Source organism: Kitasatospora sp. NPDC088783 (assembly GCF_044750705.1).
GTDB classification, from domain to species: Bacteria; Actinomycetota; Actinomycetes; order Streptomycetales; family Streptomycetaceae; genus Kitasatospora; species Kitasatospora fiedleri.
The window spans coordinates 38314-52812 of record NZ_JBIVKJ010000024.1; the positions used below are offsets into that span (position 1 = coordinate 38314).

The 14499-nt window shown below is 74.7% G+C and carries 14 protein-coding genes; 6 read left to right on the forward strand and 8 right to left on the reverse strand.

The window, feature by feature from the left end:
* Positions 1-105 precede the first annotated feature (105 nt).
* Positions 106-324: an MbtH family protein gene (locus ACIP60_RS35545; RefSeq protein ID WP_100840487.1), complete on the reverse strand. Its 219-nt coding sequence runs from the start codon at positions 322-324 to the stop codon at positions 106-108.
* A 635-nt stretch (positions 325-959) separates the two neighbouring features.
* On the opposite strand from ACIP60_RS35545, the gene ACIP60_RS35550 reads away from it, so the two are divergent.
* The gene (locus tag ACIP60_RS35550; protein ID WP_400692895.1) at positions 960-1814 is read left to right on the forward strand and encodes a hypothetical protein; all 855 of its coding nucleotides are present in this window, start codon (positions 960-962) and stop codon (positions 1812-1814) included.
* Positions 1815-1851: 37 nt separating this feature from the next.
* Here the strand turns inward: ACIP60_RS35550 and ACIP60_RS35555 are convergent, their stop codons facing one another.
* Positions 1852-2343: a winged helix-turn-helix transcriptional regulator gene (locus ACIP60_RS35555; RefSeq protein WP_400692898.1), complete on the reverse strand. Its 492-nt coding sequence runs from the start codon at positions 2341-2343 to the stop codon at positions 1852-1854.
* A gap of 96 nt (positions 2344-2439) precedes the next feature.
* Between ACIP60_RS35555 and ACIP60_RS35560 the strand changes: the two genes are divergently transcribed.
* Positions 2440-3303 carry an NAD(P)H-binding protein gene (locus ACIP60_RS35560; RefSeq protein WP_400692901.1) on the forward strand — a complete coding sequence of 288 codons (864 nt, stop codon included), beginning with the start codon at positions 2440-2442 and terminating at the stop codon, positions 3301-3303.
* Between the two features lie 277 nt (positions 3304-3580).
* On the opposite strand, the gene ACIP60_RS35565 is transcribed toward ACIP60_RS35560, so the two are convergent.
* Entirely contained in the window at positions 3581-4105 is a 525-nt protein-coding gene (locus ACIP60_RS35565; protein ID WP_400692904.1) for a MarR family winged helix-turn-helix transcriptional regulator, read from the reverse strand.
* Positions 4106-4210: 105 nt separating this feature from the next.
* On the opposite strand from ACIP60_RS35565, the gene ACIP60_RS35570 reads away from it, so the two are divergent.
* The gene (locus ACIP60_RS35570) at positions 4211-5650 is read left to right on the forward strand and encodes a DHA2 family efflux MFS transporter permease subunit (protein WP_400692907.1); all 1440 of its coding nucleotides are present in this window, start codon (positions 4211-4213) and stop codon (positions 5648-5650) included.
* A 61-nt stretch (positions 5651-5711) separates the two neighbouring features.
* Here ACIP60_RS35570 and ACIP60_RS35575 read toward each other — a convergent pair whose 3' ends face one another.
* From ACIP60_RS35575 to ACIP60_RS35585, 3 genes are all read right to left on the reverse strand, one after another.
* Positions 5712-6767, reverse strand: a complete 1056-nt coding sequence (locus tag ACIP60_RS35575; RefSeq protein ID WP_400692909.1) for a hypothetical protein — start codon at positions 6765-6767, stop codon at positions 5712-5714.
* A gap of 311 nt (positions 6768-7078) precedes the next feature.
* A complete protein-coding gene (locus ACIP60_RS35580) occupies positions 7079-7840 on the reverse strand; it encodes an isocitrate lyase/phosphoenolpyruvate mutase family protein (RefSeq protein WP_400692912.1) in 762 nt (253 codons plus the stop codon).
* Between the two features lie 72 nt (positions 7841-7912).
* Complete coding sequence (locus tag ACIP60_RS35585) at positions 7913-9103, reverse strand: hypothetical protein (RefSeq protein ID WP_400692915.1); 1191 nt, start codon at positions 9101-9103, stop codon at positions 7913-7915.
* Between the two features lie 334 nt (positions 9104-9437).
* Between ACIP60_RS35585 and ACIP60_RS35590 the strand changes: the two genes are divergently transcribed.
* A complete protein-coding gene (locus ACIP60_RS35590; RefSeq protein ID WP_400692917.1) occupies positions 9438-9710 on the forward strand; it encodes a hypothetical protein in 273 nt (90 codons plus the stop codon).
* A 131-nt stretch (positions 9711-9841) separates the two neighbouring features.
* Here ACIP60_RS35590 and ACIP60_RS35595 read toward each other — a convergent pair whose 3' ends face one another.
* Both ACIP60_RS35595 and ACIP60_RS35600 read right to left on the reverse strand, forming a co-directional pair.
* Positions 9842-11296, reverse strand: a complete 1455-nt coding sequence (locus ACIP60_RS35595; RefSeq protein ID WP_400692920.1) for a serine hydrolase — start codon at positions 11294-11296, stop codon at positions 9842-9844.
* Positions 11297-11354: 58 nt separating this feature from the next.
* Complete coding sequence (locus tag ACIP60_RS35600) at positions 11355-12263, reverse strand: oxidoreductase (protein WP_400692923.1); 909 nt, start codon at positions 12261-12263, stop codon at positions 11355-11357.
* Positions 12264-12364: 101 nt separating this feature from the next.
* On the opposite strand from ACIP60_RS35600, the gene ACIP60_RS35605 reads away from it, so the two are divergent.
* Together ACIP60_RS35605 and ACIP60_RS35610 are read left to right on the forward strand one after the other, a co-directional pair.
* Positions 12365-13360 (forward strand): DUF5937 family protein, encoded by a 996-nt coding sequence (locus tag ACIP60_RS35605; RefSeq protein WP_400692926.1) that lies wholly within the window; start codon positions 12365-12367, stop codon positions 13358-13360.
* Positions 13361-13501: 141 nt separating this feature from the next.
* A complete protein-coding gene (locus ACIP60_RS35610; protein WP_400692928.1) occupies positions 13502-14143 on the forward strand; it encodes a hypothetical protein in 642 nt (213 codons plus the stop codon).
* The last annotated feature ends 356 nt before the right edge of the window (positions 14144-14499 follow it).

Consider the following 14499-nt stretch of genomic DNA (forward strand, 5'->3'; position numbering starts at 1 on the left):
CGTGGAAGGCGCCGCCGGGCCCGGAGCGGAAATCCCGTAAATAAGATGATCAGATCAAGATGATCGAATCGGACGGCCGGACCGCCCGGACGGCCGGACCGCGGGTCAGTCGGTGTCGGACTCCATGGCCGCGACCAGGCCGGCCGGGCGCATGTCGGTCCACAGGCGGTCGATCCGCGCCACGCACTCCTCCCGCGACCCCTCGGCGCCCACCTGGTCCCAGCCGCCCGGGACCTCGATGTGCGCGGGCCAGAGCGAGTACTGCGCCTCCGCGTTCACCAGCACGACGAAGCGCCCGGATTCGTCATCGAAAGGATTGCTCACGTTGCCCACCCCTTGTATCGCCTTGTCTCGGTCGCCGTTCCGCGTTTCGAGCGTCCTGCGGTCCGGGAGCGACGGCACTCCGGTGCGGAACCCCCGAAAACCGCCCGGCGCACAACCCGGCGCACAACCCAGCGCGTATGTCATGGATGTGATGCGCCGGGGCACGACTGCCCCCGAAAAACATATCTATTCCTATCACGTCATTGGATCTGTCGAGGCCGCTCCCGGTGATCGCCACGTTACCGGTCCGTAATCATTCAAGTGAGCGAATTAGAAAAGGCCCCGGTCATATGCCGAACCGCCCGGACCGGCGCACATGCGGTCGCGACCTGCCCGCTGCACCCCCGCATGTACCGATATGGAACGATCCGTTCCCCTCGGCTCCCGGTGCTCTCCCCGTGATCCCCTGCGCCCTTCCGGCCCCCGCCGTGCTCCCGTGCGCCCGTCGTACGCCCCGGGGCCGCCCGTGTCCTCCGGTGTCGCCCCGTGTCCCCCGATGTCCCCCGGTTTCCCGGCCGCTTCCCCGGAGCCACCCCGGGGCCGCCCGGGCCCCGCTCCCGGGGCGGACCCTCCTGCCGCCGCCCGTCCGGGGCCGCGTAGAGTGACCGCTCCGCCCACCGGGAGAGGACGGCAGCGTGCGTGAGCGTTCCGGAATCCTGTTCGTCACCGACCTCGCGTACCCGGCCCAGGGACGCCGGTACTGCGACGAGGACATCCTCCTGACCGCGCGGCTGCGCGAGGAGTTCGACCTGGCGCTGTGCCACCCGCGCGACGCCGCCGCCCTGATGGACGGCTTCGACGCGGTCGTCATCCGCAACAGCGGGCCGGTGCTGCACTACCGCGAGCAGTTCGACGCCTTCCGCCGCCGGGCCGCCGAACGCGGCACCCGGGTCTACAACCCGCTGACCGGCCGCGGCGACATGGCCGGCAAGGACTACCTGCTCGACCTCACCGCGGCCGGCCACCCGGTGATCCCCACCGTCGACCGTTCCGCCGACCTCCACCTGCTGCCCCCGGCCGAGCGCTACGTGGTCAAGCCCAAGGCCGGCGCCGACTCGATCGGCCTCTCCGTGGTCGACCGCGCCCAACTGACCGACCGCGCCCCCGGCCCGGTCCCCTCCTGGGACGGCATGCTCGTCCAGCCGCTGGTCGACTTCCGCTACGAGGTCTCGTTCTACTTCGTCGACGACGCCTTCCAGTACGCCCTGCACGCCCCCGACCCGTCCCGCCGCTGGGAGCTGACGCCCTACCACCCCACTGCGGACGACCTGGACTTCGCCCGCCGGTTCATCGCCTGGAACACCCTCGACCACGGCATCCAGCGCGTCGACGCCTGCCGCACCGCCACCGGCGAACTCCTGCTGGTCGAACTGGAGGACCTCAACCCCTACCTCTCGCTGGACGTCGCCCCACCGCCGCAGCGCGAGGCGTTCGTCACCGCGATGGCCGCCTCGCTCCACCACTTCCTGCACACCACCCCGGGGGAGTGACCACCCCGGGCGCGGTCGCCGCCGCCCGCCGCTCCGGCTAGACGCCCTTCGCCGCGGCGACCTTCACCTCTGCGCCCTTCGTTCCTGTGCCCTTCGCCCCGGCGGCTTCCGCTCTGCCGCCCTTCGCCCTGCCGTCCCGCGTCGGTCGTTCGGCGTGGGCGGCCCGGGCCGCCAGGACCTCGGGGGTGCGGGTCTCGGCCCAGCGGGCCAGTGTCCAGACGTGCCGGGCGGCCTCCTCGCCGAGCGGGGTCAGCGAGTAGTCGACCCGTGGCGGGATGACGGGGTACGCCTCCCGGTGGACCAGGCCGTCCTGCTCCAGCGTCTGCAGGGTCTGGGCGAGCATCTTCTCGCTCACCCCGCCCACCGCGCGGCGCAGTTCGCTGAACCGGTGGGTGCCGTCCAGCAGGACGGCCAGCACCAGCACCGCCCAGCGGCTGGTGACGTGCTCCAGGATGCCGCGCGAGGGACAGCAGACCGAGTTGACGTCCACCGGGATCCCGCCGGTCAGTTCCTTCACCCTGGTGTTCATGGAAGTACCTTACCTGAAAGTGGGTACTTCCGAATGGTTAGTGACTTTCCTAGGGTGGGTCTCCAAGCGTTGTCCCACCTCAGGAGTTGCATCACCATGAGCATCGTCGTCACCGGCGCCACCGGTCAGCTGGGCCGTCTCGTCATCGACGCCCTGCTGGCCCGCGTCCCGGCCACCGAGGTCGTCGCCGCCGTCCGCGACGAGGGCCGGGCCGCCGACCTGGCCGCCCGCGGCGTCGAACTGCGGGTCGCCGACTACGACCGGCCCGAGACGGTGGCCGCGGCGATCCGCCCCGGCGACACCGTGCTGCTGGTCTCCGGCAGCGAGGTCGGCCGCCGGGTCGCCCAGCACACCGTCGTGATCGAGGCCGCGAAGGCCGCCGGGGCCGCCCGCCTGGTCTACACCGGGGTGCTCGGCGGCCCGGACGCCGACTTCCGGCTCGCGGACGAGCACAAGGCCACCGAGCAGCTGATCCTCGACTCCGGCCTGCCGTACACCTTCCTGCGCAACGGCTGGTACACCGAGAACTACACCGCGCTGATCCCGGTCCAGCTGGAGCACGGCGTGGCCGGCAGCACCGCCGGCGGCCGGATCGGCTCGGCGTCCCGCGCCGACTACGCCGCCGCCGCGGCCGAGGTGCTGACCGGCGAGGGCCACGAGAACCGGGTCTACGAGCTCAGCGGCGACACCGCCTGGACGCTGGAGGAGTACGCCGCCGAACTCTCCCGGCAGAGCGGCCGCCAGGTCGCCCACCACGAGCTGCCGGCCGAGGCCAACCTCGGCGTGCTCACCGGCGCGGGCCTGCCCCCGCAGCTGGCCGAGATCCTGGTCGACGTCGACGTCTCCGGCATCTCCCGCGGCCTGCTGGCCGGCGGCAGCGGCGACCTCTCCCGCCTGATCGGCCGCCCCACCACCCCGCTCTCCACCACCATCGCCGAGGCCCTCGCCACCACCCGCTGAGCCCCCGGCCCGCCCGGCCCCGGTCCGCCCGGCCGCGTCCTGCCCGACCCCGGCCAGCTCGACCCCGGCCCGCTCGGCTCCGGGGCCCTGGGCTCAGCCCGATTCGTCCTCGTCGCTGCGGCGGCCCGCCCGGGCCGCGGCGAGGAAGACGGCCAGGGCCACCACGGGGCAGGCGAGTCCGAGACCCAGCAGGACGTAGCGCACGACGACCCCCTCCTTCTGTTCACGAACCCTTTCGGCGTGAAGGGCGGTCAACCTGACCCCTGCGGGCGGACTTTCACCCGTCGGTGTCGTGGGCGTCGTCGCTGTTGCCGCCGTCGTCGTCGCTGCCGCCGTCGCCGCTGCGGCTGTCGGCGACGGCGGTGCGGATGCGGCCGAGCAGGGTGCGCAGCTGCTCGCGTTCGGCGGCGCCGAGGGCGCCGGTGGCCGCGGCGAGGGCGGCGCGGTCGAGTTCCTCGGCCTCGCGGTGGCGGCGCACGCCCTCCGGGGTGAGGGTCAGCAGGAACGCGCGCCGGTCGGAGGGGTGCCGGACGCGTTCGACCAGGCCGTCGCGTTCGAGGCTGTCGACGATCGTGGTGGTCGTGCGGGGGGCGTTGCCCACGTACTCGGCGAGGTCGCGCATGCGCAGCGGGCCGCCCGCCAGGGCCAGGACGCGCAGGGTCCGCAGCCGGGCCACCGAGGCGCCGTGCTCGCGCAGCCGGCCGTCCACGAAGGTGCGCAACTGCTGGGTGGTGGCGAACAGTTCGTCGATCAGGACGTCGCTGCTGCCGAACCGGTGCCGCGCCTTCGCTTCCGCTGCCATGCCGTGTGCTCCCCATCCTCGTCCGGTTCCGCTGCGGAATCCGGTGCGTTCCCGCCGGGCCCTCGGACTTCATGAGCATACTCATACTGAGTATGCTCAGCTTCTATGAGCACCCGCCTGGGCCAGCGCCGTGTCGTGCCCATCATGGCTGTCCTGACCACCTTCATCTGCATCGTCGACGGGGCGATCACCACCGTCGCCCTCCCCAGCATCGCCCGGCAGTTCGACCTGACCCCGGCCGCCCTCACCGGCGTCGTCGTGGTCTACCCCGTCTGCCTGGGCATGATGATCCCCGCCTCCGCCTGGCTGGTGGAACGCCACGGCGGCCGCCGCCTGATGCTGCTGTCGCTGTCCGCCTTCACCGCCGCCAGCGGCCTGTGCGGCGCCGCCCCGAACCTGACCGCCCTGGTCGGCGCCCGCGCCCTGCAGGGCCTGGCCGCCGGTCTGCTCATGCCGACCTCGCAGGCCCTGCTCTTCCGCACCTTCAGCCAGACCGAGCAGGTCAGGCTGTCCCGGCTGATGGTCATCCCGCAGCAGATCGCCCCGGCGATCGCCCCGCTGCTGGGCGGCCTGCTGATCACCGGCCTGTCCTGGCGCTGGGTGTTCTACGTCAACGTGCCCTTCGGCGCCGCGGCGGTCCTGTTCGGCGCGCTCTTCCTGGCCGAGCACCGGGACCACGCCGCCGGCCGCCTCGACCTGCCCGGCCTGCTGCTGTGCGGCGCGGGCACGGCCGCCCTGATGTACGGCGTCTGCGCGGGCCCCGACCTCGGCTGGACCCGGCCGCAGGTGCTCGGCACCCTGGCTGCCGGCGCGGTCCTGCTCGCGGTCGCCGTCCGGCACCAACTCCGCACGCCCGAGCCGATCCTGCGGCTGCGGCTGTTCCGCGACCGGCTGTTCCGCGACACCAACCTGGCCAGCCTGGTCGGCTACGTGCCGATGATGGGCGCCATGTTCCTCGGCCCGATCTTCATCCAGGAGGCCCGCGGCGGCACGGCGCTGGAGAGCGGCAGCACCACCTTCACCGAGGCGTTCGGCGTCCTGGTGACGATGCAGGTGGTCGGCGCGGTCTACCACCGGATCGGACCGCGCCCGATCATCGGCACCGGCCTGCTGGGCGTCGCCGGCGTGATGCTGCTGTTCGCCACCGCCGACGCCGACACCGGCCTGTGGGCCTTCCGCGGCTACATGTTCCTGCTCGGCCTGGCCATGGGCGCGGTCTTCATCCCCACCACCATCGCCTCCTTCAGCACCATCGCCCGCGCCGACGTCGCCCACGCCGCCACCCTCAACACCGTCGTCCGGCAGACCGGCAGCGCCCTGGCCCCCGCCGTCGTCACCTCGGTCCTGGTCCTCGGCGCGAGCGGCTCGCAGCGCGCCCACCCGCCGCTGGCCGCCTACCAGCTCAGCTACTCCGTCCTGGCGGCCGTCGCCCTCGTCGCCGCGCTCTTCGCCCTCACCCTCCCCGCCGGCCCCGGCACCACCCGCCCCGCGGACGGCCCCACCACCGCCCGCACCCGCCCCGGGCCCCGCCAGCAGGTCGGCTGACCGCCCCGCCCCACCGCCCGGTCCGGACCCCGGTCCGGACCCCGAGCCGGGACGGGCCGGGTCAGGGCGCCGGGACGGTACCGAGAGCGGGGAGCATCCGCGCGACCTCCTCGTCGTCGGCACCCTCGACGTCGACGTCGCCCGCCACGCGCAGCTCCAGGTGGGCGAACCGGGGGGCCAGCGCGGCGAGGAGGGCCGGCGGATCGAGGTCCCCGTCCGCGTCCGCGGCTCCGATCACCAGTTCCCTGATGTCCAGGTGCTCGAGTTGGGCGAGCAACGGGTGCTCCGCGAGGAGGACGAAATCACCGGCCTCCTCGGGCTCGAAGTGCGCCCCGCCCAGGTCGAGGCTCCGCAGCCGGGGGTACCGGGCCGGGGCCGGCTCCGCCAGTTGGGCGTTCGTCCCCATCGTGCCGTGGACGTCGCAGTCGATCTCCACCTCCAGTGAGACGAGGGCGGGCGTCGCGGAGGGGAACAGGGAACCGTCCGCGAAGACGGACCCCCGCACCCGCAGGTGCGCCAGGCCGTCGTGCTCCACGTCGTCGAACAGGAACGCGCCCTCCAGCTCCAGCGAGCGCAGCGCGGGCAGCGACCCCCACAGCGCCCGCGCCACCGCCTCGGGGACCACCGCGGCGTTCAGGTACGCCTCGGGGACGACGGAGTTCCCCGCCGAGGTCGTGTGCGACTCCAGCAGCGTGTCGAACCCGTGGCCGAAGGACAGGGACGCCAACCGGGGCCACCGCCGCCGCCCCAGCGCGACCGCGGCCCGCTCGGCGGAGTGGTGGTAGTCGGTGAGGTGCAGCTCCGGACCGCGCAGCAGCCGGGCCGCCGGATGGGACAGCAGGGCGTCGACCAGCACCCCCTCCCACTGCTCGGGATCGGCCGGGTCGACCTCCCCGCCCCCGAACGGCCCGGTCGGCGACCGCTCCGTCAACAGCCGCTCCGTCAACAGCCGCTCCGCCAGCAGCCGCTCCGTCAACAGCCGCTCCGCCAGCACCCGGCGCCGCCGCCCCGGGTCCGGCGCGAGCCGGAAAACGGCCTTGTCGACGAACCCCCGGGACCAGGTGAACCGCCAGGACCCGTCCGCCCGGAGCAGGTCGAGCCCGCACTCCCGCTCCACCCGCCCGTACGCCGCGACCGTCTCCGCCGACTCCCCGCCGCTGCGGTGCTCCCGCCGGATCGCCTCCCCGCGCGGATCGCCTCCCCGCGCGGATCGCCCACCGCGGCGAGCGCGTCCGCGTGGGCGAGCCACTCCGCCCACCCGTCCGACACCGGTACCGCCACATCACCGGCAAAGCCCACGTCGCCCTCCTGGCCTCGGGTGTCGGTGGGCACCCTACGGGCACCCACCGACACCCGCCGCCCCCGGCCGGTCTCCTGACCGGCCGCCGGCTCGGGCGATCCGATGACGCGGGGGAGTCGGCCCGGACGCTAGGACTTCCACGCCCCCAGCATGTCCTTCATGGAGTCCGTCAGCGCGAGCTGGAGCAGCGGGCCGTAGGTGATCCGGCCGACGCCGAGGCGGCGGAAGCGGTCGAGGTCGTGCCTGACGGGGTGGGCGGTGGAGTTGACGGGGACGCCGAGGGCGCCGGTCACCGCCGTGAGCAGGGCGTCGTCGTCCTGGATGCGCACCGGGTAGACGCTGTCGGCACCGGCCCGCTCCAGGGCCAGCAGCCGTTCGACCGCCTCGTCGAGGACGGCGGAGGCGTCCTGCGCGTGCAGGAAGAGGTCGGTGCGCCCGTTGATCCAGACCGGGACCCCCGCGTCGTCGGCCGCCGCGCGCAGCCCGGCGACGTACTCCGCGTGCTCCTCGGTGCTGCGCAGCCGCCCGCCGTCCGAGTGGACGGTGTCCTCGACGTTGAGGCCGACGCCGCCGACCTCGATCAGGCCGGCGATCAGGTCGGCGGGCCGCTGCCCGTACCCGGCCTCCAGGTCCACGGAGACCGGGACGTCGACGGCCGCGATGATCGGCCTGACGGCGGCGAGCACCTCCTCGAAGGTCTGCCCCTCGTGGTCCTCGGCGCCCCGGGACTCGGCGAGCGGATGGCTGCCGATCGTCAGCGCGGGAAACCCGGCGCCGGCCGCCGTCCGCGCCGACCACACGTCCCAGACGGTGGGCAGCACGAGCGGCTTGTGGTCGGCGTGCAACTGCTTGAGGCGTCGAGCGCGCTCGACGGTGGTGGGAAGGTCCATGCCCAGGACGCTACCCCCGGATCGGCCGCGCACAACGCCTTGACGGGCCCGACATGCGCCCGGGCCGGACGGTCAGGCGGGATCGGGATCGGGATCGGGATCGGGATCGGGGTCAGGGCTGTCGGCGGAGGTCGCGGCCAGCAGCCGCTCCAGGGCCGCCAGTACCGCGTCCAGGGTGTCGGAGCGGGTGAGCTCGTCCAGCGGCAGGCTGGGCCACAGGTTGTAGTCGCGGGCTGCGGCGTCCGCGAGTCTCCCCGCCAGCGTGGGCAGTCGGCGCAGGTCGGCGGTCAGGGCGGCGGCGGCCGTCGCGCCGAGGCGCTGCCGGACCGCGCCCAGGCTGAAGTCGAGCCGGGCCTTGTCGCTGCGGGGGGTGAGAGTCAGGGCCCAGAGGCGGCAGTTGCGGCCGGCGGTCGTGTACTCGGCCAACGCACTGGGGTGTTGGCCGCGACCCCCTTCCCAGCGGCCGTGGCGGGAAGCGTGCTCCAGGAGGTGGCGGGCGGCGGCCTCGTGGGCACGGGGGTAGCCGCTGACTGCCTGTTCGATCTCGTCGCGGGACCAGGCAGCCCGGCGGGTGGCGGTCGAGGAGGACTTCCCGGGCACCGCGGCCGTCTCGCCGTAGACGCGCGGCACCAGGACGCGGAGCGCCCCGGCACCCCGGTAGTGGGTCAGTTCGACCGCGTACACGTCGGTCTGGCGCAGTTGTCGGTTGAGGAACTCCACGACCGCCCGCAGCTCGACCGGGATCCGGTCGGCCACGAAGAGCAGCCGCATGCGGCCGGCGGTCAGCCGCTCCTCCACCACGGCCCAGAACTCCTGCGGGGTCCGCTCGCCCAGCAGGGCCTCGTACGCCTGATCCAACGGGACGCCGTCGGTGGCGCAGGTGTCCTCGAAGGTTTTCCGCAGCAGGGCCGCCGGCCAGTAACGGGCGCCGTTGGCGGCGTAGTCGAGCATCTGGCCGACCACCTCGCGCCGGATGCGGGTGTCGCCGGCCCGCTTCACCTCCACCAGGGTCGGCACCGCGTCCTCGTCCACGAACAGGTGGTCCAGCGCCAGCGTCGGTCCGGTGTGCTCCCCGGTGGCCACGCCCATCTCCCGTGCCACCAGGGACAGGCGCAGCGGACGGCCGTCGGCCAGCGAGCCGAAGTCCAGGACGCGCGGATGACGGGCCAACAACCGCTGGAACTCCTCCTCGGAGTCGAAGCCGACCGCCTCCAGGGTGTGCACGTCCTCGTCGCCCACCACGAACACCGGTTGCAGTGTCACCGACACCCCTCCGCCACCCAAGCCGTCCCCGCGGGCACCGAACCTACCAGCGGCCGGTCTCCGGGGTCGGCGAGCCGGGGACGCCCGGGACGGCGAGAGGGAGCGGGGCCTGGTGGTGAAGCGCCGTCAGCTTCCGGCGGGCGGTCGGAGAGCAGTGCGGCGACGGCCTCCGGCTGCGGTTGCGTCGCCGCCCGCCCCGAGGGCCGGTACGTGCCGGAACCCTTCGGTGTCCGCGACGGGCAGCATGCCGAGGACCGCCGACCTCCCGGCACCGGCACTGGAAGCCCGTCGGCACCCCCGCCGCTTGTCGGCCCGGGGTGCCAGGCTGTGTCCCATGGACGAGCACCACGAGCAACTGCTGCGCGGCCGGGTCTACGGCGCCGACCACGAGGATCCCGGCCCGCGCCCCGGCCGTGAGTACCGTGAACTGGTGGGCGGCCCCCTGGACGGCCTCCTCCTGGACGTCACCGGCCGGGACCCGGCCGACCTCGAACGCGGGGCCGCCCTCGTCACCGGTCTCAGCCACTACGGCAGCGAAGGCCGCGCGCACTACGCACCCCGCCCCACCGCCCCGCACCGCTGGGACTGGACGGGCGACACCCCGTAGCGCCCCCGCGCACGCGAGACCGCCCGGCGCGGCGGGCGCGGGTCGACCCCGTACGGCGGGGGCCCGGCCGCAAGGGGGGATTGGCCGGGCCCTCGTCCGCCGCACCCGACGCCTGCCCCGGCGGGGCGCTCTCATGCGCCCTCCTGTCCCTGCCCTTGCTCTTGCTCCTGTTCCTGCCCTTGCTCTTGCTCCTGTTCCTGCGGGACCCGGCCGAGGCCGTCGAGGAGTTGGAGGATCTGCTGGAAGGGCCTGCGCAGGGCCACCGCGGCGGGGCGGGAGTCGGCGCGGGCGTAGGCGGCGAGGCCGTCGCGGACGGTGGCCAGGGCCGGCCCGGGCCCGCCGGTGTCCAGGAGGCCGGTGATCGCCCGGCCGGTGGCGGCGGTGAGGGCGCGCAGGTGCGGCCGGGCGTCGGTGACGACCGGGGCGAGGTCGTCCCTGGCGGTGAACGCGGCGACCTCCCCGGCCAGGGTCTCCAGGTGCGGGGCGAGGCGGTCCACGGCGGTGACGGCCCGGGCGGTGCGCCCGGCGCTGTCGCGGTGCCGGTGGTGCAGGGGGTTGAAGCGGACGGAGCGTTCGGCTTCGCGGGCCCGCGCGGCGTTGTCGTGGACCGCGTCGACGTGACCGGTGACGGCGGCGACGTTGTCGTGGGCCACCGCGGGATCGGCACCGAGGGCGGTGGCGGCGCCGATGGCGGCGTTGATCGCGGTCTCGTCCGAGCCCGGCCGGGAGCGGGTGAAGATGGCGGCGGCGTAACGGCGGCCGTCGGGGTGGGAGATCACGCCGACCTCGTTGCGGACCACGCCGAGCAGGCCGCCGCTCTTGGCCGCGACCCGCACCGGCGGCCGGAAGCCGCTCGCGATCCGGTGCCGGGTCAGCTGGCGGCCCATCAGGGTGCGTACCCGGGCGCACGCGGCGGCCGGTCCGGCCCGGTCGGTCCAGATCAGCCGCAGCAGTTCGGCCATGTCGCGCGGGGTGGTGCGGGTCCCCCGGGACGGGTCGAGCGCGCGGGCGGTCGGCAGCAGTTCCTCGACCCGGGCCGACTCGGCCGCCGACGCCCGCTCCCCCCAGGCCACCGCGTCCGCCCAGCCGGTGCGGCCCAGGTCCCGGCCGATGGAGTCGAGCATGGTCCGCAGGTCGGACTCCAGCACGGTGCCGGTCAGTCCGAGCCGTTCGGCGGTCGCGTTCACGGCGTCGACGCCGATCCGCCGCAGCAGCACGTTGGTGGTGTGGTTGTCGCTGATGGTGAGCATCAGGACGACCATGTCCCGCCAGGAGAGCACCGCGTCGTCCTCGAACAGCGAGGTCCCGGTCGGGCCGAAGGTCCGGTCGGCGGCGCTCAGCGTCACCCGCTCGCCCGGGTCCAGGCGGCCCTCGGCGAACCAGGTCTCCACCTCCAGGGCCACCTGCACCTTGACCACCGAGGCCGGAACCGACGGCTCGTCGGCGCGGAAGCCGGACTCACGGAAGCCGGACCCGTCGGAGCCGGACCCGCCGAAGCCGAACTCGCCGTCGTCGTCCAGCGGCAGGACGCACAGCGCGCCCTCGCAGCCGGCCCGCTCGAAGATCCCCCGGATGTCGTCCGTCACGGCGCCCATCCTGCCAACAGGGCTCCGGCAGGGTCCCAACAGGGCCCCGGCAGGGCGGTCACTGCCGGTGCAGCGCGTCCAGCCGGGTGAGTTCGGCCGCGGACAGCCGCAGGCCGCCGGCCGCGACGTTGGCCTCCAGGTGTGCGGGGTCGCCGGTGCCGGGGATGGCCAGCACGTGCGGGCCGCGGTGCAGCGTCCAGGCGATCCGGACCTGCGCAGGGGAGGCCCCGTGCGCCCGGGCGACCTCGACCACCTCCGGGTGCTCCTCGGCGCCCGCCCCGTACTGGCGGCCCGCGGCCGCGATCGCGTAGAACGGCACGAAGGCGACGCCCTGTTCGCGGCACAGCTCGACGAGGGCGTCCTGCTCGGGCCGGACCCCGAGGCCGTACATGTTCTGCACGCACACCACCGGCGCGACGCCCTGCGCCTCGGCCAGCTGGTGGGGCTGGACGTTGGACAGACCGAGGTGCCGGACCAGCCCGGCCGTCCGCAGCTCGGCCAGCGCGCCGAACCGCTCGGCGACCGAACCGTCGCCCACCACCCGCAGGTTCACCAGGTCCAGGTGGTCGCGGCCGAGCTGGCGCAGGTTCTCCTCCACCAGCCCGCGCAGCTGGTCCGGCCGGGCGTGCGGCAGCCACGCCCCCGACGGGTCGCGCGGCTGCCCGACCTTGGTGGCGATCACCAGGTCGTCGGGGTAGGGCGACAGCGCCCGGTTGATCAGTTCGTTGGCCGAGCGCAGCGGCGAGAAGTAGAAGGCCGCGGTGTCGAGGTGGTTCACGCCGAGCTCGACGGCCCGGCGCAGCACGCCGACCGCCTGCCCGCGGTCGCGCGCGACCGCGCCGGGCACCAGGGCCGCGCCGGTCTGGGCCAGCCGCATCGCGCCGAAGCCGATCCGGTGGACCACGCGGTCGCCCAGCGTCCAGCTGCCCGCCGCGGCGGCGGTGATCGTCTGTGGGGTTGGGGTCATGCCGCCGATGATCGGCCGGCGGCTACAGTGGCGGCCACTGATTCGGACATCTGCGAATCCTCGGAGAGCAGTCCTGGAGAGCAGTCCTCGGAGAGCAGGAGGTGGCCGTCCTGGCCGAACTGGCCTTCCCGGCCCGCGACGTGGCGCGGGTGCGGTTCGCCGTCTCCCCGATGTGGCAGCTCACCACCGGCTACCGCCTGCTGGCCGCCGGCACCGCGGACCCGGTCCACCGGCGCTGGCTCGACCAGGTGCGCCCCCGGGTGGCCGCCGCCGCGCTCGACCGGTGCCGGCTCGCCGAACTGCTCCCGCCCGGCACCCCGTACGTGCCGGACTTCCTCAACCCCGCACCCGTCGGCCCCGCCCCCGCCCTGGAGGAGGAACTCGCGGCGATCGCCGCCACCCCCGCCGAACGCGTCCGCGCCGACCTCGACCACCTCCGCCACCACCAGGGCCGCACAGGCCCCCGGACGCGCGCCCTGCACGCCGACCCGGCCGCCCGGCTGCCCGCACTCCTCCGGGAGATCGCCGCCTTCTGGGAGACGGCCCTCGCCCCGTACTGGCCGCGGATCCGCGCCCTGCTGGACGCCGACGTCCTGCACCGCTCCCGGCAGGCCGCCCGGCACGGCACCGGACGGCTCCTCAACACCCTGCACCCCCAGCTCAGTTGGGACGACACCGCGCTCCGCCTGGACCGCCGGAGCCGGACCCTGGCCCGCCACACCACGGGCGGCGGACTGCTCCTGATCCCCACCGCCTTCAAGGGCCCCGGCCTGTCCACCCGGATCGCCCCGCCCGACCCGCCCCAACTCGCCTACCGCGCCCACGGCGTCGGCCGCCTCTGGCAGCCCCGCACCAGCTCCGCCACCGAGGCCCTCGCCGCCGTCCTGGGCCGGGCCCGCACCCTCCTGCTGGCCGAACTCGACGCCCCCGCCACCACCACCGAACTCGCCCACCGCACCGGCCTCTCCCCGGCCCACGTCTCGCAGAACCTCACCGCCCTGCGCGCGGCCGGCCTCGCCACCGCGCACCGCACCGGCCGCACCGTCCTGTACGCCCGCACCGCCGTCGCCGACGCGCTGCTCGCCGCCGACCACTGACGGTCTGTCATATTCCTTTATGTACAAGCGACTTGTTGCCCAGCTCGGCCGCGTGGAACGATGGCCGTTCCGCGCCGGACTCGGCGTCGGGGGGTCGGGCGGGCGTGGGGGTGCCCGCCCTCTGCGGTGGGGGAGTACACCATGGCACTGCAATTCGTCGGTCTGTTCGCGAACGACCCGGCCTACCAGGCGGCGCAGGCCCAGCTCACGCTCTGTGACCGGCCGGCCGCCCCGGCCGACGCGGCCTGGGGGCTGTGGCCGGCGCCCGCGGTGCTGGGGGCGACCCTGCTGGGGAAGCTGGCGAACGTGCCGGGCGCCAACGTCGTCGTGCGCGGCGCCCGGGGCCGGATGCCGGTCGGGGACACCCAGCTGATCGGGGTCCCGGCGGGCGGCCAGCAGCACAACCTGACGGCCGAGACGGCCGGATCGCTGCGGACGTGGCTGGCGGCGAACCCCGGGGCGGCGCTCACCGTCGTGGTGAACGTGACCACCAGCCCCAGCACCACCTTCGCGGGGACGATCGTCGAGATCCTCAACCACGAACTGTCCGCGCACGCCGAGCCGTACGCCGACTTCCTGATCGCGGAGGCGGCCGCCGCCGGGACGGGCGTCCTGGACACGGCCGACCAGCAGCACCGGGCCCTGGCCGCCGGCAACCCCCGCTACCGGCTGATCGGGGCGGAGTACGTGACGACCCACCCGGCGGCCGACCAGGCGCCGCGCTACCGCACCCGGATGGCGCAGGACACGGTGGCCAACGCGACCCTGCCGCCGGGCGTCTGACCGCGCGGCAGCCGACCGCGGCCGAAGTGGCGCCGGGCCCCGAGGAGGGGGCCCGGCGCCACTTCGTCGTCCGCCCGGCGGCGGGCGGGCCGAACGGGGGCGCGCCGGGCCGTGGCGGGTCGGCGCCGGGTCGGTGCCCGGCCGTGGCGGGTCGGCGGCGGGTCGGTGCCCGGCCGTGGCGGGTCCGCGACGGGTCGGCGGCCGGGTCCGCAGCAGCGTTCCGGTCGCCGGCCCGGTGACGTCCGGAAACGCGGAGGAGGTCCAGACCATTGACCGGGTGCCTCCTCGCTCCCTAGCATCCGCCGTGTCACAGCAGCCCCATTTCAGCCATCCCGGCCCGGACGTCCCGGCCCGGG

Excerpts from the sequence above, each read along its gene's own strand:
- ACIP60_RS35555 (WP_400692898.1), bottom strand. The coding sequence starts at position 2,343 with ATGAACACCAGGGTGAAGGAACTGACCGGCGGGATCCCGGTGGACGTC.
- ACIP60_RS35560 (WP_400692901.1), top strand. The coding sequence starts at position 2,440 with ATGAGCATCGTCGTCACCGGCGCCACCGGTCAGCTGGGCCGTCTCGTC.
- ACIP60_RS35565 (WP_400692904.1), bottom strand. The coding sequence starts at position 4,105 with ATGGCAGCGGAAGCGAAGGCGCGGCACCGGTTCGGCAGCAGCGACGTC.
- ACIP60_RS35570 (WP_400692907.1), top strand. The coding sequence starts at position 4,211 with ATGAGCACCCGCCTGGGCCAGCGCCGTGTCGTGCCCATCATGGCTGTC.
- ACIP60_RS35580 (WP_400692912.1), bottom strand. The coding sequence starts at position 7,840 with ATGGACCTTCCCACCACCGTCGAGCGCGCTCGACGCCTCAAGCAGTTG.
- ACIP60_RS35590 (WP_400692917.1), top strand. The coding sequence starts at position 9,438 with ATGGACGAGCACCACGAGCAACTGCTGCGCGGCCGGGTCTACGGCGCC.
- ACIP60_RS35600 (WP_400692923.1), bottom strand. The coding sequence starts at position 12,263 with ATGACCCCAACCCCACAGACGATCACCGCCGCCGCGGCGGGCAGCTGG.
- ACIP60_RS35610 (WP_400692928.1), top strand. The coding sequence starts at position 13,502 with ATGGCACTGCAATTCGTCGGTCTGTTCGCGAACGACCCGGCCTACCAG.